Origin of the sequence: Pseudomonas sp. VE 267-6A (assembly GCF_024126555.1) — a bacterium.
Classification (GTDB): Bacteria; Pseudomonadota; Gammaproteobacteria; order Pseudomonadales; family Pseudomonadaceae; genus Aquipseudomonas; species Aquipseudomonas palmensis.
In genome coordinates this window covers 118,960-142,650 of the sequence record NZ_JAMYBY010000013.1, presented here as the reverse complement: position 1 = coordinate 142,650, position 23,691 = coordinate 118,960, and the positions used below count along the sequence as shown (strand labels likewise).

General features: G+C 63.8%; 20 protein-coding genes, 1 tRNA gene and 3 pseudogenes. 13 read left to right on the top strand and 11 right to left on the bottom strand.

Translation table 11 applies throughout. The features are described 5' to 3' along the window. Positions 1-108 precede the first annotated feature (108 nt). The 4 genes from NJH59_RS16825 (at position 109) to NJH59_RS16810 (ending at position 1,684) form a co-directional block, all read left to right on the top strand. Positions 109-543: a GNAT family N-acetyltransferase gene (locus tag NJH59_RS16825; protein ID WP_253087056.1), complete on the top strand. Its 435-nt coding sequence runs from the start codon at positions 109-111 to the stop codon at positions 541-543. 46 nt (positions 544-589) lie between these two features. Further along, complete coding sequence (locus NJH59_RS16820; protein ID WP_054914290.1) at positions 590-844, top strand: hypothetical protein; 255 nt, start codon at positions 590-592, stop codon at positions 842-844. Between the two features lie 155 nt (positions 845-999). Continuing rightward, positions 1,000-1,332, top strand: coding sequence for a hypothetical protein (locus NJH59_RS16815; RefSeq protein ID WP_253087055.1), 333 nt, complete (start codon positions 1,000-1,002; stop codon positions 1,330-1,332). Positions 1,333-1,357: 25 nt separating this feature from the next. Then, complete coding sequence (locus NJH59_RS16810; protein WP_043861709.1) at positions 1,358-1,684, top strand: DUF2388 domain-containing protein; 327 nt, start codon at positions 1,358-1,360, stop codon at positions 1,682-1,684. 129 nt (positions 1,685-1,813) lie between these two features. Here the strand turns inward: NJH59_RS16810 and NJH59_RS25605 are convergent. Beyond that, positions 1,814-2,005: pseudogene (locus NJH59_RS25605) on the bottom strand (hypothetical protein); the annotation flags it as partial. 170 nt (positions 2,006-2,175) lie between these two features. On the opposite strand from NJH59_RS25605, the gene NJH59_RS16800 reads away from it, so the two are divergent. After that, on the top strand, positions 2,176-3,324 hold the full coding sequence (locus NJH59_RS16800; protein WP_253087054.1) for a serine hydrolase domain-containing protein: 1,149 nt from the start codon (positions 2,176-2,178) through the stop codon (positions 3,322-3,324). Between the two features lie 34 nt (positions 3,325-3,358). Here the strand turns inward: NJH59_RS16800 and NJH59_RS16795 are convergent, their stop codons facing one another. The 3 genes from NJH59_RS16795 to NJH59_RS16785 form a co-directional block, all read right to left on the bottom strand. Beyond that, a complete protein-coding gene (locus tag NJH59_RS16795) occupies positions 3,359-3,655 on the bottom strand; it encodes a hypothetical protein (protein ID WP_043861706.1) in 297 nt (98 codons plus the stop codon). A 235-nt stretch (positions 3,656-3,890) separates the two neighbouring features. Beyond that, complete coding sequence (locus NJH59_RS16790) at positions 3,891-4,310, bottom strand: hypothetical protein (protein WP_253087053.1); 420 nt, start codon at positions 4,308-4,310, stop codon at positions 3,891-3,893. Positions 4,311-4,349: 39 nt separating this feature from the next. Then, a complete protein-coding gene (locus tag NJH59_RS16785; RefSeq protein ID WP_054914287.1) occupies positions 4,350-4,559 on the bottom strand; it encodes a hypothetical protein in 210 nt (69 codons plus the stop codon). Positions 4,560-4,624: 65 nt separating this feature from the next. On the opposite strand from NJH59_RS16785, the gene NJH59_RS16780 reads away from it, so the two are divergent. Continuing rightward, positions 4,625-5,110, top strand: coding sequence for a GNAT family protein (locus NJH59_RS16780; protein ID WP_253087052.1), 486 nt, complete (start codon positions 4,625-4,627; stop codon positions 5,108-5,110). A gap of 72 nt (positions 5,111-5,182) precedes the next feature. Here NJH59_RS16780 and NJH59_RS16775 read toward each other — a convergent pair whose 3' ends face one another. Both NJH59_RS16775 and NJH59_RS16770 read right to left on the bottom strand, forming a co-directional pair. Beyond that, a complete protein-coding gene (locus NJH59_RS16775) occupies positions 5,183-5,650 on the bottom strand; it encodes an anti-virulence regulator CigR family protein (RefSeq protein WP_081315104.1) in 468 nt (155 codons plus the stop codon). A 103-nt stretch (positions 5,651-5,753) separates the two neighbouring features. Then, positions 5,754-5,954 carry a hypothetical protein gene (locus NJH59_RS16770; RefSeq protein ID WP_054914285.1) on the bottom strand — a complete coding sequence of 67 codons (201 nt, stop codon included), beginning with the start codon at positions 5,952-5,954 and terminating at the stop codon, positions 5,754-5,756. A gap of 146 nt (positions 5,955-6,100) precedes the next feature. Between NJH59_RS16770 and NJH59_RS16765 the strand changes: the two are divergent. Further along, positions 6,101-6,222: pseudogene (locus NJH59_RS16765) on the top strand (integrase); the annotation flags it as partial. A 99-nt stretch (positions 6,223-6,321) separates the two neighbouring features. Here NJH59_RS16765 and NJH59_RS16760 read toward each other — a convergent pair. Both NJH59_RS16760 and NJH59_RS16755 read right to left on the bottom strand, forming a co-directional pair. Then, positions 6,322-6,395: transfer RNA gene (locus tag NJH59_RS16760), tRNA-Cys, on the bottom strand. Between the two features lie 182 nt (positions 6,396-6,577). Next, positions 6,578-8,743, bottom strand: a complete 2,166-nt coding sequence (locus NJH59_RS16755) for a methyl-accepting chemotaxis protein (RefSeq protein ID WP_123753214.1) — start codon at positions 8,741-8,743, stop codon at positions 6,578-6,580. Positions 8,744-9,045: 302 nt separating this feature from the next. Here NJH59_RS16755 and NJH59_RS16750 point away from each other — a divergent pair, with 302 nt between their 5' ends. From NJH59_RS16750 to NJH59_RS16740, 3 genes and pseudogenes are all read left to right on the top strand, one after another. Beyond that, positions 9,046-10,992: a methyl-accepting chemotaxis protein gene (locus NJH59_RS16750; protein ID WP_043861700.1), complete on the top strand. Its 1,947-nt coding sequence runs from the start codon at positions 9,046-9,048 to the stop codon at positions 10,990-10,992. Positions 10,993-11,146: 154 nt separating this feature from the next. Further along, positions 11,147-13,291: pseudogene (locus NJH59_RS16745) on the top strand (TonB-dependent receptor); the annotation flags it as partial. Positions 13,292-13,532: 241 nt separating this feature from the next. Then, complete coding sequence (locus tag NJH59_RS16740; protein WP_058540378.1) at positions 13,533-15,998, top strand: EAL domain-containing protein; 2,466 nt, start codon at positions 13,533-13,535, stop codon at positions 15,996-15,998. A gap of 41 nt (positions 15,999-16,039) precedes the next feature. Here the strand turns inward: NJH59_RS16740 and NJH59_RS16735 are convergent, their stop codons facing one another. Further along, positions 16,040-17,524 (bottom strand): PLP-dependent aminotransferase family protein, encoded by a 1,485-nt coding sequence (locus NJH59_RS16735; RefSeq protein ID WP_054914280.1) that lies wholly within the window; start codon positions 17,522-17,524, stop codon positions 16,040-16,042. A 161-nt stretch (positions 17,525-17,685) separates the two neighbouring features. Between NJH59_RS16735 and NJH59_RS16730 the strand changes: the two genes are divergently transcribed. Both NJH59_RS16730 and NJH59_RS16725 read left to right on the top strand, forming a co-directional pair. Continuing rightward, positions 17,686-18,750 carry a phosphotransferase gene (locus tag NJH59_RS16730; RefSeq protein WP_116053598.1) on the top strand — a complete coding sequence of 355 codons (1,065 nt, stop codon included), beginning with the start codon at positions 17,686-17,688 and terminating at the stop codon, positions 18,748-18,750. Continuing rightward, positions 18,751-20,070, top strand: coding sequence for an aspartate aminotransferase family protein (locus tag NJH59_RS16725; protein WP_043861696.1), 1,320 nt, complete (start codon positions 18,751-18,753; stop codon positions 20,068-20,070). Positions 20,071-20,166: 96 nt separating this feature from the next. On the opposite strand, the gene NJH59_RS16720 is transcribed toward NJH59_RS16725, so the two are convergent. After that, positions 20,167-21,201, bottom strand: a complete 1,035-nt coding sequence (locus tag NJH59_RS16720; RefSeq protein WP_054914277.1) for an ABC transporter substrate-binding protein — start codon at positions 21,199-21,201, stop codon at positions 20,167-20,169. A gap of 70 nt (positions 21,202-21,271) precedes the next feature. Further along, positions 21,272-22,045 carry a class II aldolase/adducin family protein gene (locus NJH59_RS16715; protein WP_078481037.1) on the bottom strand — a complete coding sequence of 258 codons (774 nt, stop codon included), beginning with the start codon at positions 22,043-22,045 and terminating at the stop codon, positions 21,272-21,274. Between the two features lie 171 nt (positions 22,046-22,216). Here NJH59_RS16715 and NJH59_RS16710 point away from each other — a divergent pair, with 171 nt between their 5' ends. Further along, positions 22,217-23,617: a PLP-dependent aminotransferase family protein gene (locus NJH59_RS16710; protein WP_043861693.1), complete on the top strand. Its 1,401-nt coding sequence runs from the start codon at positions 22,217-22,219 to the stop codon at positions 23,615-23,617. The last annotated feature ends 74 nt before the right edge of the window (positions 23,618-23,691 follow it).

Genomic DNA, 23,691 nt, shown 5'->3' with positions numbered 1-23,691 from the left:
ATGACGGGACTATTCGGCACTGTAGCGCCAAGTTGCGTATATCGCGACTTTTATGGATTCAGTGTCCCTGAAGTACACTTCGCGGCATCAAACCGACAAGGCGAGACCATGAGCCTATCTATCAGGCAGGCCCTGGCAGAGGACATCCACCACCTGACAGGCATTGACGCTGTTGCACGCAACGATGAACGCCGCCGCGAGCAGCTTGCGCAGGCCATCGGCGCACGTGAGTGCTGGATTGCCTGCAAAGCGAACGACGCCGCCACCCCCTTGGGTTATGGTTGCCTGGACCGAAGCTTTTTCGGTGAGTACTTCATTCCCCTGGTGGTCGTTTCAGATGCATCCAGGCGCACCGGTGTCGGCCGCCAGCTGATGACACACCTGGAGCGAGTCGCCTCGGCGCAGAAGGTGTTCACATCCACCAACACCTCCAACCTGCCGATGCGCCAACTCCTGGCACAGCTGGGCTATCAACACAGCGGGACAATCGAAAACCTCGACCCGGGCGACCCGGAACTGGTGTTCGTGAAGTTCATGCGTTGAGCGGGCTTGTTGCCAGGCTTCGACAGAACAGAAAAGGATTTCATCGATGGCATTTTCCCCGACAGAACGTACTGCCCTGCTGGCGCTCAAGGGCGTAGGCCCCACCGTCATCACCCGGCTCGAGCAGATGGGCATCGATTCCCTGGCCGAGCTGGGCAGATCGGATGTCACTGACATCCTTGCCCAGGCATCTGCCGCATTGGGCTCGACCTGCTGGAAGAACAGCCCCCAGGCCAGGGCCGCCATTACCGCAGCCGTGGACCTGGCCAGAGGGCTGGCCGATGGTGAGCCCGCGCGCTAGTTCACTCCCCATCGATGGCGGCACCGCCCCGGCGCAGCACTGGCATCGCCCGGGTGAATCTTTCAAAACGAGACTCAGCGCAGGGTAATGAAAACCCTCACCCTGTAGTCTGCAGCGCTAATGCAACAATGATGCAACTACCAGGACCCGTGACCATGAAGTGCAAGTACCTGTTGCCCCTGGTGCTGCTGGCCGGCTGCACCACCCAGCCCAATCATCAGCCCAATCATCAAGGCATCGACTGGGGCCAGGGCACTTGCCCGGCCCCAGACCCGCAGAGCATCTCGCCCAACCACCAACTGGTGATCGAAGATGGCAAGACGCTCAAGTGCCAACTGCGCCCCTACGTGTCGAACATGGCATGCCAGGGCATCGTCGACAGCCAGAATGAAGGCGTCATCTGCCAGGACAACGTGGGCAACCAGATCATCTTTCTGTTCGACGACAAGGGCGTGCTGAGCCGGCATCGAAGCCTGAGATCACGCTAAGCCACCCGATGCAATGGAACCGCAAATGACCGTATGGAACGCCCTGGGCGCCGCCCTGCTTGTCCTGGCCAGCAGCCACGCTGCGGCTGCCGAAAACGCCAATCCGTTCGATAAGGCGCTGATGTACACCACGTTCGTGCCGAGCATCCTGGTGGCGGGCACCACCGCGCTGACCTTCAATGCGCCCGATCTGTTCAAGTCGGCCAGAAGCGATGCGCTGGCCTTCGTTGGCTCGGATGGCCAGATACGCGGCGCACAGTTCGAGCAGGCGTCTCGGCATTATCGTGCGACCGCCCGGCCACCTTTGATGACAGATCGGCAGCTGGCTCAGGCCATCACCGCCACCTACTGACCAGGCGAGGGTTCAGGCACCGGACTCAGGATCGCTCGCAGGCACGTCGCGCGTCTCCTTTCTCTCATCGCCCTGCTCGCGCAATGGCGAGCCCGCATGCGGGTGGTCGTCGCGACTGTGGTTTCCTGCCTCGGGATGCTCGCTCAGTACCGAGTTGCCGGCCTCCACATCGGTCATGTCTTCTTCGACCGCCGCTTCGTCGTCAGGCGGCAGTGGCACCTCTGGCGCCTCGCGCCTTGGATCGTGACCGGTTTCGTTGTCGGTGGTGCGCGTAACGCCCTGCTGTGACCTGTTGCCAGGTGCGTTCTCGTCGATGTCCATGGTGCTTCTCCAGGCTGCTGCACGGGATGCCCGCGCATAAGCGTGAGAAGCTTCGAAGGGTGTGGGAGTGCCGGGCATTGGACGAACGGTGCGCACAAGCGCAGGGCACCGGCACCCCCACCGCGCAGTACGGGCTAGAGTTCAGCGCTCGATCGAATGGAGTCAATGAGATGCAGGTACAAGGACGATGTGACGCTGCTTTTGAACCGGTCCGCCAGGCCTTCGCCGCCATCCTGGAAGAGCCCCACGAGCGCGGTGGCGGTGTCTGCATACAGGTCGGCGGCAAGACCGTCGTAGACATCTGGGGCGGCGTGAAGGATGTGCACGGCCATGCCCCCTGGCAGCGCGATACCCTGGTCAACGCCTATTGCACCATCAAGCCGATCACCGCTGTGGCGGTACTCATGCTGGTGGAACGGGGCCGACTGGGTCTGGATGATCCCGTGGCCAAACACTGGCCTGAATTCGCTCGACACGGCAAAGAACGAATCACCCTTCGCCAGGTGTTGAGCCATACCAGCGGCTTGCCTGCGCTGCGCCTGCCGGATCGCACGCCCCACATGTACGACTGGAACCACATGGCCCAGGTGACAGCAGACGAACAACCGTGGTGGTCGCCAGGCACACAGGTGGGGTACGGCGCGACCACCTATGGCTGGATCATCGGTGAGCTGATCCGCCGCGTGGACGGTCGCGACGCCGGGGTTTTCATACACCAGGAGATCCTCGAACCCCATGCGCTGGATGTGTTCCTGGGCGTGCCTGCCGATCAGTTCAAGCGTATCGCTCACTTCGAGCATGCGCCCGGCCGAGTGGGTGACCGGTTCGCACAGGACCTGCGCACCCTCATCCTCAATGAGCCTGCGCATGTGGCGACCCTGGCATTCACCAACCCCAGCCTTTCACCCACCCGTACGGGTAATCCGCGCTGGTGGGGCTACCACCAGCCGGGCGTCTGCAGCCATGGCAACGCCCATGGCCTGGCGGGCTTCTACAGTGCCCTGCTGCAAGGCAAGTTGTTGGGGCCACAACTGTTGAAGGCGTTCGGCACAGAGCAAAGTGCAGGGTTCGACCAGACCCTGCGGCGCCCCATGCGCTATGGCCTGGGTTGCATGATGGAACATGCCGCCGACCCTGACGCGTCCTATTGCATGGGGCCGCAGGCATTCGGTCATGTTGGGCTGGGCGGGCCGGTGGCGTTCGCAGACCCAGACCGGGAGATGAGCTTTGGTTTCGTGACCACCACCATGGGCAGCCATGTGCTGATGGACCCTCGCGCCAGAACGCTTGCGGCACTTGCCTTCGCAGCGGTTGAGTGACGCATCGTGCCAGCGCTTACCGGGCGCTGGCGCTTCAGTCCTGATCGGCCAGTTCGCAGACGCCATTCGCACGATTCTTGCCGGTGTACGACACATCCGGCGAGCCGTCGGGCCTGATGGTGAGCGACACGGTTATCCCGCTGCCCTTGGCTTCGAAATAGTTGTCGTTGAATTTCTTCAACGTGGCCTCTTTGCCATTGATATAGATCGGCCCGCCTTCATCGGCGTGAACCTCGATGTTGCCTGGGCAGGTGGCGTTAAGCAGCGGGATGTCCGCATGGGCAATGCCGGCAGCGCTCACCAGCAAGGCGCCCAACAGTAGCTGTTTCATCGAATTGTCTCCTGAGTCGGCCAGGTGCCGAAACATCAGCAATAGCTCACTTCAACGGTGCACGCCACCCTGGTGCAGGGGCGGATGAATTGAATGCGCTACCACAGCGATGGATTCAAGATGAAAAGAGCCCCTCTCGGTCAACCAGCAAAGTGGCTGCAAGCAAAATGCCACCAAGTGCAAGAATGTTCGGAGCTGTTTTAAAATGCGCACTTTGTAATTTCAAAGGAATGAACTAGTGGTAAGTCACAATGCCGTCGCGTGCCCACACTGTCACGGGCAAAATGTTCAACTGCTGTCCGTTATCCATGCCGCAGGCACCTCCCGCATCAAAACCACTCATCAAGTGCAATCCGGAGTAGGGCCAAGTGTTACGGTCGAGACGACGGGTAAACATCAGACTGACCTGGCCGCCAGCGTCTCTCCCCCACCAGGCAAACGCTTGCTGGGGCCCGTCATACTTACGATCGTGGGTTCCATCATCCTGTATGACGGCCTTAAACTCATGAACACCTGGTGGGGAGTCGATTGGACCAGGTTCTTCATTGGCGTTGCGTTCATTGCAATCGGCGTGATCGGTTTTGTTCGTCATTGGCGGTTCAACGTCGCGCAATACGACAAGTTGGAAGTCTGGCGCCGTAGTTGGCTGTGTCATGCTTGTGGCACCCGATTTCAGCCCTCATAACGTGTGAGGTCACTGTACCGACGCATACTTGAGCCCGTCTAGCGCGGGCTTTTTTTGAGCCATTTTTCTGCATGAGCATAATTTGAGGGCCGCCAGCTTCTGGTTGTACTCGTCGAGGCTCATGCCGCAGGCGCTGTCACTGTAGTTATTGGCTAGGTTCAGCTTTTTCTGGTTGATCCGGTCGGCGATGGTGGCGGCATCGATCTGCTCATCACGCACCTGGACGTTGAAATAATGGTGAGTTGCCGGTATTGGTGAACATCAAGTCATCCGCAAGGCAAATCATGCAGCTAACGTTCCGACATCTCAGCGATGTTTCAACCGATGCCATCATGGCGCTTAACAACAATCCAGATGTCTTACGCCAGATGCCCCTGGGTCGCCCCGACTTCGACGAAAAAAAATGCAAGGCATGGGTCGCCCAAAAAGAGGCCCAATGGGTCCTTAACGGATATGGGCCCTGGGCCTTCTTCGTCGAGAATGAATTTGCCGGTTGGGGTGGGCTACAGAAAGAGGGCGACGACGCCGATCTTGCCTTGGTGCTCCATCCACACTACTGGGGATTGGGAAAGGTAATTTTCAATGAAATCGTACGGCGCGCTGTTCAGGAGTTGAGGCTGGAGTCGATTACCCTACTGCTTCCACCAACCAGAGTTCGAATCAAAGGTGTCCTGCGCCTAGGGTTTCGCCCTGACGGAGAAGTTGATATCGACGGTACGTACTTCAGGCGCTATCGGCTCCTTGTCGGTCCAAGCGCACAGCACCCGTAACCCTTCAACTCGCATCCAGAGGAGCAAGCGCGCCGCCTGTAAAGCCTGATGCGAGCTTCTAATAGATCGAGCTTAATCCAGCACTCCATTTATCACTTCGTAGATGATGCCAGTGGCAATAGCAACGAGAATCAAGTCTGTGCCAGCTTGTTGCCACTCATAGCCATCGTAGCGCGGTAGATGGCCGATAAGTCTTGCGTCGAGCTTTTTCGCGATGCCAGGAGGGAGCGGTTTTCCTCGTGCCAAGTTCTTCTGGATGCCAGGCGGTAGTGCTGGACTTGGGGCCCAATAATTGCGGTAACTGTTCAGAACGTTCAGGACGCTGCCACGATCAATGTTCGGGCCGTGGTCCCAGTCATTTTGCCCTGAACGCGTTCCCTTCGCCCCGCTCCCCTGGTTGCCGTGGCCTTGAGCATTGTGAGCGTTACCCTTTCCGTTGCCTTGCCCTTTTCCATTACCGGGGTCAGCGCATGCGCCGACCGAGCCTGTAACTAAAACAAGGCTTGATAGCACTGAGATCAACGTTTTCGATTTGAGCATGGCCGTACTCTCAGAAAGGGGATAGCCCCTCCAATGTAGACGACGCTGTATGAAAAGGTTCATTCACCCCCATGCCGCATCCGGCCACGGAGGGTCACCAGAGTCACCATCTGCCTGCCAGGTAGAACATGCCTCCTGCAAACACAGTCAAGATGATGCCGTCCAGTACATCGCCAAATGCGGCGTTATCTGAGCACCATGCTTCGAGCTGTGCGGCCAGAAAGAAGATCGCAATGAACAACACGACGCCCGCGATGCGCCGCTGAACCTTGAACCTGGCTTTGTCGGTTCCGAACCACAGCATTCACGCCTCCTTCAGTAATCCATCCACAATCTCACGATAACTCGCGTAGGCGCTCAGGTCACGGAGGGCGTCGCATGTATGGGGAAAGCCATGGACAAGTAGTCCGCCCAACATTTCAAGTCCGCAGCAGTGGCGCCACAACACTTCCGAAAGCGGCCTCGGTGATCGAGGGCATCAGCCACGCCAGCCGACTGCTGGGACACTCCAAAGAGGATATACCCAGGCCTGTTTACGACGCGGTGGGGAGGTGGTGAGCCCTACAAAATAGGTGGGGTTGCGGAACGCATGCCAAAAGTTGCGGAACACTTGGTCTTTTCTACGCCCAAAGAAAAACCCCGCAGACGTTAATCTGCGGGGCTTTCGATAATGGAGGCCGAGGTCGGAATCGAACCGGCGTAGACGGATTTGCAATCCGGAGCATAACCACTTTGCTACTCGGCCTCAAATGACTGAACCCTCTGAAGCAGCTCAATCACGTACAAACTGTAGAGATTTGCATCTCATTGAAAACGTTGAGATTTTTATTTCTCGTCGCTTTCGATGGACGCCATTATGTCCGCATTCGGGAGGGCTTGCAACCCCCTGATTTAAAAAAGATTTGCGGTGGGTTTTCGCCAACGGGGTCATGCGGCGGCAGGCTCTCCTGCCCCGCGGCTGACTTCGAACACGCCCACCAGCTTCTGCAGCTTGTTCGCATTCAAGCGCACGGTCTCGGCACTGGTGTGCAACACCGTCACGGTCTGGCGCATTTCCAGTGACGCCTGATCGACCTCCTTGATGGTGCGCCCGTACTCGAGGCTGCGCTGGTTGAGCTGCTGGATGATGCCGAACATGTTCTCCACGGCCCGGTGCAATTGCACGTTCTCGGACGAGGCCTGCTCGGCCAGGCGCAGGCTGTCATCCACGTCCTGCACGCCGCTCTGCATGAAGCCCACGGCCTGCTGCGTCTCGCTGTGCAAACCGTCGACCATCGTACGGATATCGTCGGCCGCCCGTGCCGTGCGCGCCGCCAGGCTGCGCACCTCGTCGGCCACCACCGCAAAGCCGCGACCATGCTCGCCGGCACGCGCCGCCTCGATGGCGGCATTGAGCGCCAGCAGGTTGGTCTGGCTGGTGATGTCGCTGATCAGCCCGGTGATGTTGCCGATCTCGGCCATGCGGCTGTCCAGCAACCTGACACTGGACGATGAACGCTGCACCACATCGCGTATCGACTGGGTGCCCGCCTGCACGGTCAGGAACTGCTCCCGCGCCCGGCTGACCACCTCGTCCATGGCCTGCTTCATCTGCTCGGCGCCGGCCGAGGCCTGCTGGATCTCGCCCAGTTGCTCCTCCACGATCACCATCATGCGGTGCACGGCATCGGCCACCTCCTCGGAGGTGAGGCTGGCGGCCTGGCTGCGCCCCAGCATCATCTGGTTGGTGGTGCCCACGCTGTGGCTGGCCTTGATCACCTGCCCCACCACCGCGTCTAGGTGGTCGATGAAGCTGTTGATCCAGCGCCCCATGTCGCCGGTCTCGTCATTGGCCATGCGCGTGGTGTCCAGGCGCTGGCGCAGGTTGCCCTCGCCTTCGGCGATGGCCCTGATCACGCCGGTCATCTCGCTCAGGCGCGCGGCGAGGCGCCGCGGCCCCAGCACGCTGAACACCAGCGCGGCCAGCAGCAGGCTCACGCCCTCGCACGCATCGATCAGGCCCTGGTCGAGGCCGCTGTAGTGCTGCACCAGGTAGTTGCTGACGAACAGGCCGAGCATCGTCGCCAGGTATGGCTTCATCAGGCCGTAGCTCAGCGAGCGCCGCCGGTACACCTCCTCCAGGTCGGCTTCGCACATCATGCCCCAGCGGTCCGGCGAACCGGGCAACTGAAAGGTCACACCCTTGCCCACCACGGGAATGTGGCGGTAGTCCGAGTAGCCAGGGTAGCTCACGAACAGGTTGGCGCCGGTGCGGATGGTTTCGCGCACGCCGGGGTGCAATTGCCCGGTGGCCGGGTCGGTGAAGCGCAGCTCAAGCTCGGTGTGGCGCTGCACCTGCACGGTCTTCCACGGGGTGTGCACGCCGCTCTTGAGGTTCTCGCCGTGGCTGAAGGTGCCGTCCTCGAAGCGCGAGCGCGACAAGGCCACCCCCGGCTGCAGGCCGGGGTCGAAACGCGACTGCACCATGAACAGGTAGTTGTCCCCGGACTCGGCAAAGATATGCCCGGCCTCGCGCTGGATCAGGTCGCCCAGTACGTCGTTGGGCACCCGTGCACACAGGCAGCCCACCACCTGGCGGTCGACCTTGATCGGCTGGTAGAACATCAGCGTCACTTCATCATGAAAGCTGGAGGTCGACGGGCCGATCGCCAGGGTCAGCGGGTCGCTGTAGGGCCCATGCAGAAACGGCGCCTTCAGCCCCTCGGCCAGCGGCCGTGGGTCGATGCGCGGGCGCGTGCCCTGGCCGCGCCAGGTCGAGGCAAGCACCTCGCCCGCCGCATCCACCACGAACAATTCGGAAAAGTCTTCGGCCTGCGCCAGCTTCTGCTGCAATACCTGCCCATCGAGGCTGCGGATGTCGCTGCCGGCACTGGCGGCCAGCTCCGCCAGGTGCTCCCACTGCTCCTGGGCCCAGCCCTGCAGCAACTTGACGCGGGTTTGCGCAATGGCTTCGAAGGTCTGCCCGATCACCGGGTACGCCGATCGGTTGAGGCGGCAGGCCCAGCCCATGGCCAGTTTGCCGGTCTTGCCAAACCATGGCAGCCAGCGCTTTTCTGCGGCGGACAGTTGCATGCAATTGTTCGATAGCGACATTTACATCTCCCGATACGACATTCCTTTGTCCATTCGGCAGGCAACTACCAGGCCAACGCAAAAAACCACCTTGAAAACCGACGCGCAAGCCAGCCACATAGCACTCTGCCAGCCCCTTCCATGCCCCCTGCGAACCCACCTTTTCTGCGCCCCGAAACGGCGCATGAACGCGCTTGTGTGCACCGCAGGAGTGCGCAGATGAAATGTCCTACAATCCTTGCCTTTGCTGCTCAAGCGGCCGCTCGCCACGCCGATAACCCGACCAGACGAAACAACAATTAAACGGCGTCAGCGGAGCGGATATGAACATCAAACAGAAACTCACGTGGGGCTTCGCGACCATCGCCTGCGTACCGATACTGGTCGTCGCTACGCTGGTGATACTCAACATCCGCCTGGAAGCGCGGGACAACTTCGTCGACGGCAGCGACCGCGAAATTCGACAGGTGGCCAATGCCATGCAGTTGTTCTTCGACGGCATCAGCCAGAACATCGAATTTCTCAGCAAGCTGCCCATGCTGCAGAACACCGACGCCAGCCTGAAGAAGTACATTTCGCCCGACGCCCCCACGCTGCCGATGGGGCCGCAGGACAAACCGGTGTTCGACTACTTTGCCCGCCTCGGCGCCAGCCACCCGGCCTATGGCTACATCTCCATCGGCACCACCGAGGGCGGCTACATCTCATGGCCCGAAGACCCCAGCCTGGCCAACTACGATCCGCGCCAGCGCCCCTGGTTCAAGATGGCCCAGGCCAACCCGGGCAAGACCCTGCGTACCGCCGCCTACTACTGGGCCAACGACGACGCGGTGCTGGTCAGCACCGTGCGCAGCCTGCCCAACGCGCTGGGCGCCAACGGCGGCGTGGTGAGCGTGGACGTGTCGCTCAAGCAACTGACCGAGATCATCAAGCAGCTCAAGCTGGGTGAAACCGGCTACGTGATGCTGCTGGAGCAGAGCGGCAACATCCTGGTCGACCCCAAGCAGCCGGCGCACAACTTCAAGCAGCTCGACAGCCTCGGCCAGGGCTATGCGCAACTGGCCAAGACTACCCAGGGGCTGGTGGAGATCGAGCTTGACGGTGAGCGCTACATGGCCAACGTGTGGCCTTCCGAGCAACTGGGCTGGCGCTTCATCGGCCTGGTCAAGCAGAGTGAAGTGATGGCCTCGGCCACCCGCCTCACCTGGCTGATCGTCGGCATTGCCGCCGCGCTTGGGCTGCTGTTCGCCTTCGTCGGTGCCAGCTTTGCCAAGGTCATCGTGCGCCCGATCAACGACGTGTCCCACGGCCTGGAAGGCATCGCCCAGGGCGAAGGCGACCTGACCCGCAACCTGCATGTGCGCGGCAACGACGAAACGGCCCAGCTCTCGGGCTGGTTCAACCAGTTCCTGGGCGCGATCCGCAGCCTGATCCAGCACATCATGCACGCCGCCGATGGCATCCTGACCAACTCCCACAGCGCCACCAGCGTGTCCAACGAAATGGCCGACGCCGCCAGTCGCCAGCGCGAGGCCGTGGACATGGTGTCGACCGCCTTCCATGAAATGGTCGCCACCGCCAACGAGGTCGCCCGTTCGTGCAGCCAGGCCGCCGAGTCGGCCGACAACGGCCAGCGCCAGGCTTCCGAGGGCCAGCAGCAGATCGACGCCGCCGTGGGCAGCGTCGACCAGCTCAGCCAGGAAATTGCCCAGTCGGCGCAATCCATGCAGCAGCTGGAGCGCGACAGCAACGCCATCCAGTCAATACTGAGCACCATCCGCTCGATTGCCGAGCAGACCAACCTGCTGGCCTTGAACGCGGCCATCGAGGCGGCGCGGGCCGGCGAGCAGGGTCGCGGCTTTGCCGTGGTGGCCGACGAAGTGCGTGCGCTGGCCAAGCGCACGGCCGACTCCACCGCCGAGATCGACGGCATGCTCGCCAACCTGGCCCGCGGCACCAGCCAGGTCGCCGCACAGATGAACACCAGCCTGAGCCTATCGCAGGACTCGGTCAGCCGCATCGGCGAGGCACGCACCCGCTTTGGCCAGATCCGCGAGTCGGTGGACATGATCCGCGACATGAACACCCAGATCGCCACCGCCGCCGAAGAGCAGCACCAGGTGGCCGAAAGCATCAACCAGCACATCAGCCAGATCCACGGCGATGCGCAGCGGGTGGCGCAACTGGCCAGTGAAGCCAAGAGCGATGCGTTCAACCTGACCCAGCTGTCCAACGAAATGAACACGCTGGTACGGCGCTTCAAAACCTGAAAAAAAGGCGCTGCACGATTTATTTTGCAGCGCCTCTGTCACTTTTTGTTTCTCGTGCGGCAACAGGGTTACTGAGAACCATTCACATCAGGAACCTGACCCCATGTCCGTTGCCGCCCCTACGCCCCGCCCTCACCTGCTGGCGCTTGCGATTGCCTGCGCCGGTATCGCCACGCCGCTGCTGGCCGCCGATGAACAGGCTGCGCCCCAAGCCCGGCTGAACCTGCCGCAAACCGACGTCAACGCCACCCGCATCGCCGACGGCAGCGCCGAAGCCGGCTACCTCACCGACTCGCTGAAGAACGTCGGCGCCCTGGGCGGCATGGCCCTCAAGGACACGCCCTATTCGATCAGCGTGGTGTCCAGCGAGCTGATCCGCAACACCCAGGCCACCTCCACCGACGACATCTTCAAGCTCAGCCCCTTCACCCAGTTCACCTCGCCCTCGGGCGCCGGCTATGCCAGTTCGGTGGCGATCCGCGGTTTCAACGACCTGGGCAATCTCAACATCGCCAACGACGGCCTGCGTTTCAGCAATGGCTCCGACAGCGGCAACTTCGTCGAGGAGATGGAGCGCCTGGAGATCGTCACCGGCCTCAGCGGCTTCCTGTATGGCCCCGGCAGCCCGGGCGGGCTGGTCAACTACGTGCTCAAGCGCCCCACCTACGAGCGCTACAACAGCGTGACCCTGGGCAACGCCGGCGGCGAGAACGCCTATGTGCACGGCGACTTCGGCGGCCCGATCGACGATCAGGGCGTGCTGGCCTACCGCGTCAACGTGCTGGCCCAGGACGGCGAGACCGCCATCGACCTGCAGAACCGCCGTCGCAAGATGGTCAGCCTGGCGCTGGACTGGAACGTCAGCGACGACCTGCTGGTGCAGTTCGACGCCTCGTACAAGAAAAACCAGACCCACGGCCTGACCAGCTACTGGTACTTCGCCGACCAGCGCCTGCGCCCCGACGCCGATCAGTTGGACAACGACAAGCTCTACAGCCAGCGCTGGGCGTTCTCCGACAGCGAGCACGAGCGCGTCGGCAGCCGCTTCAACTGGCGCCTGAACGAGGTGTTCAGCCTGCGCGGCGCGGTGGCCCACGACCGCAACCGCACCCAGTACGCCTACACCGGCCCCACCGTGACCTCGCCCGGGGTCTACAGCCAACCGCTGTACGCCTTCGCCCCGGTCGAGCGCGAGGAAACCTCGGCCTACCTGTTCGCCGACGCGGCCTTCGACACCGCCAGCATCGGCCACAAGGTCACCTTCGGCTACCAGGGCAACGTGGCGCGGGTACGCGACTACACCGACTACATTCCCTTCCCGGGGCCGCAGTACCAGCCGGTGGGCGGCAACGGCTCGATCCCGCTGGATGAAACCCCGCAGTACGCCAAGCCCGACTACTCCATCGGCCACGGCGACCAGCGCCTGTCGTCGCGCACCCAGGCCGACAACCTGCTGCTGGGCGATGTGATCACCTTCAACGAACAATGGTCGACCATCCTCGGGGTCACCCGCACCCGCATCAAGACCTTCAGCGACAACTTCGTGTGGGCCGAATCGTTCGGCACCCCGAGCCAGATCGACAACTACAACCAGAGCAAGACCTCGCCCAACGTCTCGCTGATCTACAAGCCGCTGCCCTGGCTGACCACCTACGCCACCTACATCGAAGGCCTGCAGGCCGGCGGCATCGCGCCCAACACCGCACTCAACGCCGGCCAGGCCATGGCCCCGGCCATCAGCGAGCAGTACGAGGTGGGGGTCAAGGCCGAAGTGGGCGAAGCCCTGCTGACCCTGGCACTGTTCAACATCGACAAGCCCAATGGCTACACCAACCAGCAGCAGATCTACGTGCAGGACGGACGCCAGGAGAACAACGGCCTGGAGTTCGGCATCACCGGCAAGGTCACCCCGCAGCTGACCCTGGTCAGCGGCCTGACCCTGCTCGACCCCCAGGTGAAGAAGGCGGCCAATGCCAGCATCGAGGGCAACAAGCCGGTGGGCGTGGCCAGCCAGCTGGCCAAGGTGTACGCCGAATACGACCTGAACGGCGTGCCCGGATTCGCCGTGACCGGCGGCGCCTATTACACCGGCAAGCAGTACGTGGATGAGGCCAACCACTACAGCCTGCCGTCGTTCACCACCTTCGATGCCGGTGCGCGTTATCGCCTGCCGCTGGCGGACAACGCCCTGACCCTGCGCGCCAACGTCAGCAACCTGACCAACAAGGCGTACTGGCTGAGCGACCACTTCCTGGGCGCGCCGCGTACCCTGACGTTCTCGGCACAGCTGGAGTTCTGAGCCCTTTCGCCGGCATTGCCGGCTCCTGCACGGGCGCACGCAGCCTGCAGGAGCCGGCGTTGCTGGCCAAATGCCCACCTCGCGCCGCGCAAATCCCTGAGCGCCGCCAAAATCAGTACCAAAGAACCATTGCCGTTCGCATCCGGCCCTGATATTGAGTGTGCCGCTTTGCGCACCCGCGCCTTTCGTTTCCTCTTGCCCACCCCGCTGGCTTCACCCCCACGCGATCCGAGATGCCGACATGATTGAAAACTCCGATGTAATGTATCGCCTGCTGGTACAGAGCGTGATCGATTACGCGATCTACATGCTGACCCCGGAGGGTGTGGTCAGCAACTGGAACGCCGGGGCGCAGCGGGCCAAGGGGTATACCGGCGAAGAGATCATCGGCGAGCACTTCTCGGTGTTCTACAGCGCCGAGGAGCGCGCCACGCAGTTGCCGCAGAAAAACCTGCAGACCGCCCGCGACCAGGGCCGCTTCGAGGCCGAGGGCTGGCGCCTGCGCAAGGACGGCAGTGCGTTCTGGGCACACGTGGTGATCGACGCGGTGCATGACGACGACGGCCACCTGGTCGGCTTTGCCAAGGTTACCCGCGACTGCACCGAACAGCGCCGCGCCCTTCTCGAACAACGTGAACAGGAGCGTCACTTCCGCCTGCTGGTACAAGGCGTGAACGACTACGCCATCTACATGCTCGACCCGCTGGGCCATGTGATCAACTGGAACGCCGGCGCCGAGCGGGCCAAGGGCTACACCCACGACGAGATCGTCGGCCAGCATTTCTCGGTGTTCTACACCCCGGCGGACCGCGCCGCCGGCCTGCCCGCCCAGTGCCTGGACGCCGCACGCCAGACCGGCCGCTTCGAGGCCCAGGGCCTGCGCCAGCGCAAGGACGGCTCGCACTTCTGGACCAACGTGGTGATCGAAGCCATCCACGACGACGATGGCCAGCTGCTGGGGTTTGCCAAGATCACCCGCGACATCACCGAGCGTCGCCAGTACGAGCTCGACCTGCTGGCAGCCAAGGAACTGGCCGAGGCGCAGAGCGAGAAAATGGCCGCGCTGTCGCAGTTTCTCGACTCGGTGATCAGCAACATCCCGTCCAGCGTGATGGTGCTGGACGTGGCCTCGCGCCAGATCCTGCTGGCCAACCCGCAGGCCGAGAAGCTGTTCTCCAGCCAGCAGTGCGCCCTGGTCGGCAGTACCCCGCAGCAGAGCCTGGTGCCGGTGATGGCCGGCTACCTCGAACACCTCACCGAGCATTGCCTGAACCACAACGGCCTGCACCTGACCGAAGACCACCTCGACACCCCGCTGGGCCGACGCACCCTGCGCTCACGCACCCTGCTCAGCCGCAACCCGCAGGTGGGTGCGGGCCACTATGTGCTGCAGATCGCCGACGACGTCACCGACGAGATCGCCGCACACGCGCAGATTCACCACATGGCGCACCACGACGAACTCACCGGCCTGCCCAACCGCACGCTGTTCCACAACTGCCTGGAAGAGGCGCTGGCCGACGGGCAGGCGCGCCAGCACATGACTGCGGCGCTGTGTCTGGACCTGGACAATTTCAAGAACATCAACGATGCCCTGGGGCATGCCTTCGGCGACCGCCTGCTGCGCGCCCTGGGCCAGCGCCTGCGCAGCGTGCTGCGCGACCAGGACACCCTGGCGCGCCTGGGCGGTGACGAGTTCGCCGTGGTGCTGCCGCACCTGGCGCGCCTCGAGGATGCCCAGCGCACCGCCACGCGCCTGATCGAGGCAGTGGCGCCGGCGTTCCTGATCGACGGCCACAGTTTCTCGGTGGGCCTGAGCGTGGGTATCGCCATCGCGCCGGTCGACCACCACAAGGCCGACCAGTTGCTGCGCTACGCCGACATGGCCCTGTACGAGGCCAAGCGCAACGGGCGCAACCGCTACGAGCTGTTCCACCCCGAGCTCGACGAAGCCGCGCGGCGCCGCCGCATCATGGAAACCGACCTGCGCACCGCGCTGCACCTGGGCCAGTTGCACATGCACTACCAGCCGATCATCGGCAACGACGGGCAGATCACCGGCTACGAGGCGCTGATGCGCTGGCAGCACCCGGTCAAGGGGCAGGTCATGCCGATGGACTTCATCCCGATTGCCGAAGAGACCGGGCTGATCCACGAGGTGGGTACGCGGGCGCTGAACCTGGCCTGCCAGGAGGCCGCCAGCTGGGCCACCGAGCAATCGGTGGCGGTCAACCTGTCGCCGGTGCAGTTCAAGAACAGCGACCTGGTGGAAGTGGTGCAGCTTGCGCTGACCGACGCCAGGCTCGACCCATCGCGCCTGGAACTGGAGATCACCGAATCGGTGCTGCTGGAGAACAGCGACGGCAACCTGCGTACCCTGCAGGCGCTCAAGGACATGGGTGTGCGTATTGCCCTGGACGACTTTGGTACCGGCTACTCCTCGCTGGGCTACCTGCGTTCGTTCCCGTTCGACCGGATCAAGATCGACAAGTCGTTCGTGCACGACATGGGCGAAAGCCGCGAGGCGATGTCGATCATCCGCGCCATTACCGGCATGAGCAGCAGCCTGCTGATCAACACCACCGCCGAGGGGGTGGAGACCGAGGCGCAGTTCAAGCAGTTGCAGGCCGAGGGTTGCTCGCATTTTCAGGGGTATCTGTTCGGGCATCCGCAGCCGGCTGACAAGCGCCAGAAGGGAGGCCGGTAGATCAGCGAGCGCGCAGGCCGTTTCGCCGGCAAGGCCGGCTCCTACACGACAGGTGCGGGAGCCGGCCCTGCCGCCACCTGATCGTACAGCCGCCGCAGCCGCTGCACCGCCGCCTCGATCTCGCCCACCTTGACCCCGCCGTACCCCAGCACCAGCAGGTTGTCGTCATCGGCGTCGGGCTCCACGCTGTAGCCGCCGCGCAGCACCAGCCCATGTGCCGGGGCCTGCGCCAGCATCTTGCGCGCCGTGCCCGGTGCACCGATGCGTACCGCCAGGTGCAACCCCGCCTGCCCCGCCGAGTACCCGATCAGCGCCCCGAAGGCCTCGTCCAGGCACTGCTGCAGGCAACTGCGGCGCTGGGCGTACTCGGCGCGCATCTTGCGAATGTGCCGGGCGAAATGCCCTTCCTGGATGAAGTCGGCCATCGCCGCCTGAATCGACAGGTACCCTGGCCGGTACAGCTGGATCAGGCCCTTGCCGAAGGCCTCGGCCAGCCCCTCGGGCACCACCAGGTAACTCAGGCGCAGCCCCGGGAACATCACCTTGCTGAAGGTGCCCAGGTAGATCACCCGGTCTTCGCCACCGAGCCCCTGCAGCGACGGCATCGGCTCGATGTCGTACCGGAACTCGCTGTCGTAGTCATCCTCCACCACCCACAGGTTGTTGGCCTGGGCATACGCCAGCCAGTCACGCCGGCGCTGCAGCGACATGATGTTGCCGGTGGGGTACTGGTGCGACGGCGTGACGAACGCCAGCCGCGGCGCAGCAGCCGGCACTGCCGAGGGCAGGCAGGCGCCCTGCGCATCGATCGCCAGCGGCGCGCAGTGCAGCCCCGCCGCCGAAAACACCACCGGCGCCCCCCAGTGGCAGGGGCTCTCGACCCACACGGTGTCCCCCGGGTCGCCCAGCAGCTTGGCCACCAGGTCCAGCGACTGGTGGGTGCCCTGGGTCACGATCACCTGCGCCGGGCTGCAACGGACTGCGCGGGCCGCATACAGGTAGGCACTGAGCGCCTCGCACAGCGGGCGATAGCCGCCCTGATCCACGTAGCCAGCCAGGTGCGCCTGGCGCTTGCTCAGGTAGCGGTTGTGCAGGCGCTTCCAGATATGAAACGGAAACAGGTCGGCGTCCGACACGCCGCCCACGAAGGCGCCCTCGGCCCGAGCCACCGCGCCGAAACGCGCGTTGATCGCCTTGCCCCGGGCCGACAGCGGCGCCTGGTCGGGCGTATCGGGGGCCGGCACGCCGGTTTTCACCTGGGGCAAGGTGTCGGCCACGAAGGTGCCGCTGCCGGGCCGGGCGTACAGGTAGCCTTCATCGAGCAGACGGTCGTAGGCCAGCGACACGGTCAGGCGCGAGACCAGCAACTGCTCGGCCAGCGCCCGGGTGGAGGGCAACTTGTGGTTGACCGGCAGGCGCCGCTGCAGGATCGCCGCCTGGATCGCCTGGTACAACTGGCGCTGCAGGGTCACGCCGCCGTCGCGGTCCAGCGTGCCGACCAGCAGGTCGTGGAGAAGCGATGCCATCGGGTGCCTCACTGCAGGGGCGGGATCGAAACCGCGAGCATACAAGTGGCCTTAACAACTGATCAACTCTGGATATAACCGATATAGCCAAACAGGCCTATGTTCGAACCAGTGCTGGCCTGACACCCCAGCTTTCCCGGCAATCGACAGAGTGATGTTCAGTGACCCTTCACACACCCCCTGCCTTCGACGCATTGCTGGTCGCAGCTCCGCCCAAGGTTTCGGCCGAACAGGCGCAGGCCGTGGCAGCGCAGTACTTCGGCCTGCACGGCGCATGCCGCCTGCTCACCGGCGAGCGTGACCTCAACTTCCAGATCACCTGCGCCGACGGCGCCCAGTACCTGCTCAAGGTCTCCAACGCGGCCGAAGACCCGCAGGTGGCCGACTTCCAGAACCAGGCGCTGCTGCACATCCAGCACTGCGACCCGACCCTGGCGGTGCAGCGCATCTACCCCAACACCAGCGGCAGCTACCAGATCCCGCTGATGTTCGATGGCCAGCCGCTGCTGGTGCGGCTGTTCTCGTTCGTCGACGGGATCTGCCTGCACCGCGTCGAACACCCCGACGTGGCGCTGCGCAGCAGCCTGGGCGAGCACCTGGCCCGCCTGGGGCTGGCCCTGCGCGGCTTCTTCCACCCCGGCGCCGGGCACGAGCTGCTGTGGGACCTCAAGCACGCCTCGCGGCTGAGCGACAAGATCGGCCTGATCCAGGACCGTGAAGAGCGCCAGCTGGCCCAGCACTTCCTGGACAACTTCGAGCGCCACGCACAACCGCACCTCAAGGGCCTGCGCGCCCAGGTGATCCACAACGACCTGAACCCGCACAACGTGATCGTCGATGCCAGCCAGCCGCACCCGGTGCGCAACATCCTCGATTTCGGCGACATGGTGCATGCCCCGCTGGTCAACGACCTGGCCGTGGGCGCCGCCTATCAACTGGGCAGCCAGGGCGACCCGCTGGAACACGCTGCACCGTTCATCCGCGCCTACCACCGCATCGCGCCGCTGGAGCCGCTGGAACAGGAACTGCTGGTGGACCTGATCGCCACCCGCCTGGTGCTGACCGTGACCATCACCAACTGGCGCGCTGCGCTGTACCCGGAAAACCGCACCTACATCCTGCGCAACGCGCCGTCTGCCTGGCGTGGCCTGAAGGCCCTGGCTGACGTGCCGCGCGAGGTCGCGCAGCAACAGATTCGTCGTATCTGCTCCGAGGAGACGCTGTAAATGACCATGATCAATGGCTTCACCGCCGAAGATGCCGCACGCCTTAGCGAAACCGAACGTGCCCTGATCGAGCGCCGTGCGCGCGTGCTGGGCCCGGCCTACCGCCTGTTCTACGAACACCCGCTGCACCTGGTCAAGGGTGAAGGCGTGTGGCTGTACGACGCCGACGGCAAGCGTTACCTGGATGCCTACAACAACGTGGCCTCCATCGGCCACTGCCACCCCAAGGTGGTCGAGGCGCTGTACGAGCAGGCCAAGGTGCTCAACACCCACACCCGCTACCTGCATGAAGGCATCCTCGACTATGCCGAGAAACTGCTGGCCACCTTCCCGCCCGAGCTGGACCAGGTGATGTTCACCTGCACCGGCAGCGAGGCCAACGACCTGGCCCTGCGCATCGCCCGTCAGTACACCGGCGGTACCGGCCTGATCGTGACCCAGCTGGCCTACCACGGCGTGACCGACCAGATCGCCGCCGCCTCGCCTTCGCTGGGTGCGGGCGTGCCGGTGGGTGACTTCGTGCGTACCGTGCGGGCTCCTGACGCCTACCGCCTGGGCGCCGAGAACGTGGCACAGATCTTCGCCGACGACGTGCGCGCCGCCATTGCCGACCTGCGCCGCTGCGGCATCAAGCCGGCAGCGCTGCTGCTCGACGGCATCTTCGCCAGCGATGGCGTGCTGTCCGACCCGGCCGGCTTCCTGCAACAGGCGGTGGCCGTGGCCCGCGAAGAGGGCCTGCTGTACATCGCCGACGAGGTGCAATCGGGCTTTGGCCGTACCGGCTCGCACATGTGGGGCTACCAGCGCCATGGCGTGCAGCCCGACATCGTCACCATGGGCAAACCCATGGGCAACGGCCAGCCGATTGCCGGGGCGGTGTTCCGCGGCGAGGTGCTCGATGCGTTCGGTCGCACCGCCCGCTACTTCAACACCTTCGGCGGCAACCCGGTGTCATGTGCAGCAGCCAACGCGGTGCTCGACGTGATCCAGGGCGAAGGCCTGATGGCCAACTGCGCGGCGGTGGGCGAATACTTCAAGGCGGGTCTGCAAGGGCTTGCCGAGCGCTACCCGCTGATTGGCGACGTGCGCGGGGCCGGGCTGTTCGTGGGGGTCGAGCTGGTGACCGATCGTGCCAGCAAGGCGCCGGCCACCGAGGCAACGGCACGGGTGGTGAACGGCATGCGTGAACGTGGCGTGCTGATCAGTTCGGCGGGGCCGGCGGCCAACATCCTCAAGATCAGGCCGCAGTTGATCTTCCAGCGCGAGCATGCCGATCTGTTCGTGCAGACGCTGGAGGCGGTGCTGAAGTCGCTGAACTGACAGCGAGAGGCATTGACGGTTGTGGCCCTTTCGCCAGCAAGGCTGGCTCCTACAACGATTGGTGCAGGAGCCAGCCTTGCTGGCGAAGGGGTTTACTCACTTGGTCTTGGCAACCCAGGCATTGAAGCGCTGCTCGAGGTCTTCGCCGTTGTTGACCCAGAACTCGCTGTCCATCGGGATGGCCTGTGCCAGGTTGTCCGGCGCGGTGTTCAACTGCGCCGCCAGTGCAGGGTCAAGCAGCCCGGCGGTATGCAGGTTGGTCGACCCATAGCCCAGCTTGGTGGTGTGGATCTTCTGGTTTTCCGGGCGCAGCGAAAACGCGATGAAGTCCTCGGCCAGGGCCTTGTTCTTGCTGCCCTTGGGGATCGCCCACGAGTCGATGGCGTAGATGCTGCCATTCCATACCGTGTGCACATTGGCGCCGGCCGCCTGTGCGGCGAACACCCGGCCGTTGAACGCGGTGCTCATCACCACGTCGCCGCTGGCCAGGAACTGCATCGGCTGCGCACCGGCCTCCCACCACTGGATGTCTGGCTTGATCTGGTCCAGCTTGCGGAATGCCCGCTCCACCCCTTCCGGCGTCGACAACACCTTGTACACGTCGGCATACGGCACGCCATCGGCCATCAGTGCCGCTTCCAGGGTGTACTTGGCGCCCTTGCGCAGGCTGCGCTTGCCCGGAAACTTCTTGGTGTCCCAGAAATCGCTCCAGCCGGTAGGCGCCTGCTTGAGCTTGTCGCCGTTGTAGGCAAGTGCCATCGACCATACCAGCAGGCCGCCGCCGCAGTCCGACAGGGTGCCGGGCACGAAATCCGATTCCTTGCCGATACGGTTGAGGTCCAGGTGTTCGAACAGGCCCTCCTCGCAGCCACGGATCAGTTCGGCACTCTCGACCTGCACCACGTCCCAGTTAACGCTGTTGGTGTCGACCATGACCTTGATCCGGCCCATTTCGCCGTTGTATTCACCCGCTACCACCTTGCTGTGGCTGGCGGCGGCAAAGGGGGCGTAGAAGGCCTCGGTCTGTACATCCTTGCTGGCACCGCCAAACGAAATCACGGTGATTTCGGCAGCAAGGGCGTTGGCGGCAAAAGCACTGAGCAACACGGCGGCAATGGTGGTTTTTTTCATGTCTACCTCTGTAATTTATTGGTTTTGGCAGAGTTGATACACGCTGGGCGTCCTTTCGGGTGGTCGCACTTCAGCTTCGGTAATCCACCTGATCACCACTGATCAGGCGCAAGGCGGCGGTCCAGGCCAACAGGTGGAGTTGCTGATCGAATTCGGCGTCGGACTGCTGCGCGGTCAGTTCGCAGACCGCTTCGTCCGGCAGGCGCAGCGGCGAGTTGCCCGCCAGTGCCTGTACCTGCGCCTGGCAGGCGCGCTCCAGGAAGTAGATCTGGTTGAAGGCCTCGGCAATGCAGCGCCCGGCGGCCAGCAGGCCATGGTTGCGCAGGATCATCGCCATGTGCGGGCCCAGGTCCCTGACCAGGCGCTCGCCTTCGGCCGGGTTCAGCGCAATGCCCTCGTAGTCGTGGTAACCCAGGCGGCGATAGAACTTCAGCGCATGCTGGGTGATCGGCAACAGCCCCTGCTCCTGGGCCGACACGGCCATGCCGGCTGCGGTATGGGTGTGCACCACACAGGCCAGGTCCGGACGTGCGGCGTGGATCGCCGAATGGATGTTGAAGCCGGCACGGTTGACGCTGCCGGCGTCATAGCCAGGGTCGATGGTGTTGCCGTGGTGGTCGATCTTGATCAGGTCCGAGGCGCGCATTTCATGAAACAGCACGCCGTAGCGGTTGATCAGGAAATGCCCCGGCTCGCCGGGGACACGGGCCGAGATGTGCGTGTCGATCAGATCGGTCATGCGAAAGTGGGCCAGCAGCCGGTACAGCGCTGCCAGGTCGCAACGGGTCTGCCACTCTTCGGGCGAAACCTGCTGCGCGTCGATCCGCGGGGTGTTGGGGTGCATCGCGCCTCCTTGTTCATGGTATGTTTCGGGCACTTGGCCCGCCGGCATGCAGGGATGTTGCAGCAGCCCCCGGCGGCCCACCATGCACAGAACGCGCTGGTTGTGCCGGCCCTGTTATGGTGTTTTCACCAGTACACCCACCGCCACACCCTCGCCTGACGGATGTTTTCTATGATGTTGTTGGATGCCAGCTCGTCGCAGTCGCTGGTCAACCAGATCGTTGCGGGCATCACCCTCGCGATCAACGAACAGCGCTTGCGCCCGGGCACCAAGCTGCCCTCCATCCGCAAGTTCGCGCAAACCCACAAGGTCAGCCATTTCACCGCCGTCGAGGCCTATGACCGGCTGGTGGCCCTGGGTTACCTGACGGCGGTGCGCAATGCCGGCTTCTATGTACGCAGCGCCCCCGACACCCCCGCCCCGCCGCCGATGCCCAGTGCCAGCGACGATGCCTTCGACTTCGACGCCTACCTGCTGCTGCAGAAGGTGTTCCAGCCACTGGGCATGGACCTGCGCCCGGGCATCGGCCTGCTGCCCGAGCCCTGGAGCGACGATGACGGGGTGCAACGCAGCCTGCGCGCCCTGAGCCGTCGCGACCCGAGCGAGTTCACCGGCTACGGCCATGCCAAGGGGTGCGCCAACCTGCGCGCCCGGCTGGTGGAGAAACTGCTCGATACCCGGGTCAACGCCCACCCCGAGCAGATTCTGCTGACCAGCGGCGCCAGCCATGCGCTGGACCTGCTGGTGCGCTACCTGGTGCACCGCGGCGACAGCGTGCTGGTGGACGAACCGGGCTACCACAACCTGTTCCTCAACCTGCGCCTGCAGGGGGCCCGTCTGCTGGGGGTGCCACGCACCCGCGACGGCATCGACCTGGACGTGCTCGAGGCGCAGATCCGCGAACACCGGCCCAAGGTGTTCTTCACCAACACGCGCCTGCAATGCCCCACCGGCACCAGCCTGACACTGGCGGTGGCCCACCGTCTGCTGCAACTGGCGGAAAAGTACGACTTCCTGATCGTGGAAAACGACATCTACGCCGACCTCGACCCGTCCGACCAGCAGGCGCTGGCAGGCATGGACCAGCTGGCGCGGGTGATCTACGTGGCCAGCTTCTCCAAGAGCATCGCGCCGTCGCTGCGGGTGGGGTTCGTTGCCGCGCACCGCGACCTGATCGACGAACTGGTGCCACTGAAGATGGCCAGCGGCCTGACCACCTCGGCAATTGCCGAGGAACTGGCACTGGAGGTGCTGCTGCAGGGGCGCCACCGCAAGCACGTCAAGCAGTTGCAGGCCAACCTGGCCCTGGCCCATGAACAGGTGGCGCGCAAGCTCGAGGCGGTGGGCATGGAGATCTTCGTCAAGCCCCATGCGGGGTTGTTCCTGTGGGCCCGTCACCCCCAGGTCGAAGACGCCACGGCACTGGCCATGGACGCACGCGAACACAAGATTCTGCTCGCGCCCGGGCAACTGTTCATGCCCGATGCGCGGGTGGTGCCGTGGCTGCGCTTCAATGTGGCGCACGCGCAGGATGAGCGGATCTACCGGCTGTTGGAGCAGGCCGCGCACTGACCAGATTCGACTCGCCTCTTCGCCAGTAGGCGCCGGCTTTGCCGGCGAAGCGGCCCGCCCGGGCGACACCCCCG

Bases quoted from the DNA above. Each gene is read 5' to 3' on its own strand.
- NJH59_RS16795 (WP_043861706.1), bottom strand. From the start codon at position 3,655: ATGAAACAGCTACTGTTGGGCGCCTTGCTGGTGAGCGCTGCCGGCATT.
- NJH59_RS16725 (WP_043861696.1), top strand. From the start codon at position 18,751: ATGACCATGATCAATGGCTTCACCGCCGAAGATGCCGCACGCCTTAGC.
- NJH59_RS16710 (WP_043861693.1), top strand. From the start codon at position 22,217: ATGATGTTGTTGGATGCCAGCTCGTCGCAGTCGCTGGTCAACCAGATC.
- NJH59_RS16820 (WP_054914290.1), top strand. From the start codon at position 590: ATGGCATTTTCCCCGACAGAACGTACTGCCCTGCTGGCGCTCAAGGGC.
- NJH59_RS16790 (WP_253087053.1), bottom strand. From the start codon at position 4,310: ATGACACAGCCAACTACGGCGCCAGACTTCCAACTTGTCGTATTGCGC.
- NJH59_RS16735 (WP_054914280.1), bottom strand. From the start codon at position 17,524: ATGGCATCGCTTCTCCACGACCTGCTGGTCGGCACGCTGGACCGCGAC.
- NJH59_RS16720 (WP_054914277.1), bottom strand. From the start codon at position 21,201: ATGAAAAAAACCACCATTGCCGCCGTGTTGCTCAGTGCTTTTGCCGCC.
- NJH59_RS16755 (WP_123753214.1), bottom strand. From the start codon at position 8,743: ATGTCGCTATCGAACAATTGCATGCAACTGTCCGCCGCAGAAAAGCGC.
- NJH59_RS16780 (WP_253087052.1), top strand. From the start codon at position 4,625: ATGCAGCTAACGTTCCGACATCTCAGCGATGTTTCAACCGATGCCATC.
- NJH59_RS16770 (WP_054914285.1), bottom strand. From the start codon at position 5,954: ATGCTGTGGTTCGGAACCGACAAAGCCAGGTTCAAGGTTCAGCGGCGC.
- NJH59_RS16740 (WP_058540378.1), top strand. From the start codon at position 13,533: ATGATTGAAAACTCCGATGTAATGTATCGCCTGCTGGTACAGAGCGTG.
- NJH59_RS16825 (WP_253087056.1), top strand. From the start codon at position 109: ATGAGCCTATCTATCAGGCAGGCCCTGGCAGAGGACATCCACCACCTG.
- NJH59_RS16810 (WP_043861709.1), top strand. From the start codon at position 1,358: ATGACCGTATGGAACGCCCTGGGCGCCGCCCTGCTTGTCCTGGCCAGC.
- NJH59_RS16750 (WP_043861700.1), top strand. From the start codon at position 9,046: ATGAACATCAAACAGAAACTCACGTGGGGCTTCGCGACCATCGCCTGC.
- NJH59_RS16800 (WP_253087054.1), top strand. From the start codon at position 2,176: ATGCAGGTACAAGGACGATGTGACGCTGCTTTTGAACCGGTCCGCCAG.
- NJH59_RS16775 (WP_081315104.1), bottom strand. From the start codon at position 5,650: ATGCTCAAATCGAAAACGTTGATCTCAGTGCTATCAAGCCTTGTTTTA.
- NJH59_RS16815 (WP_253087055.1), top strand. From the start codon at position 1,000: ATGAAGTGCAAGTACCTGTTGCCCCTGGTGCTGCTGGCCGGCTGCACC.
- NJH59_RS16715 (WP_078481037.1), bottom strand. From the start codon at position 22,045: ATGCACCCCAACACCCCGCGGATCGACGCGCAGCAGGTTTCGCCCGAA.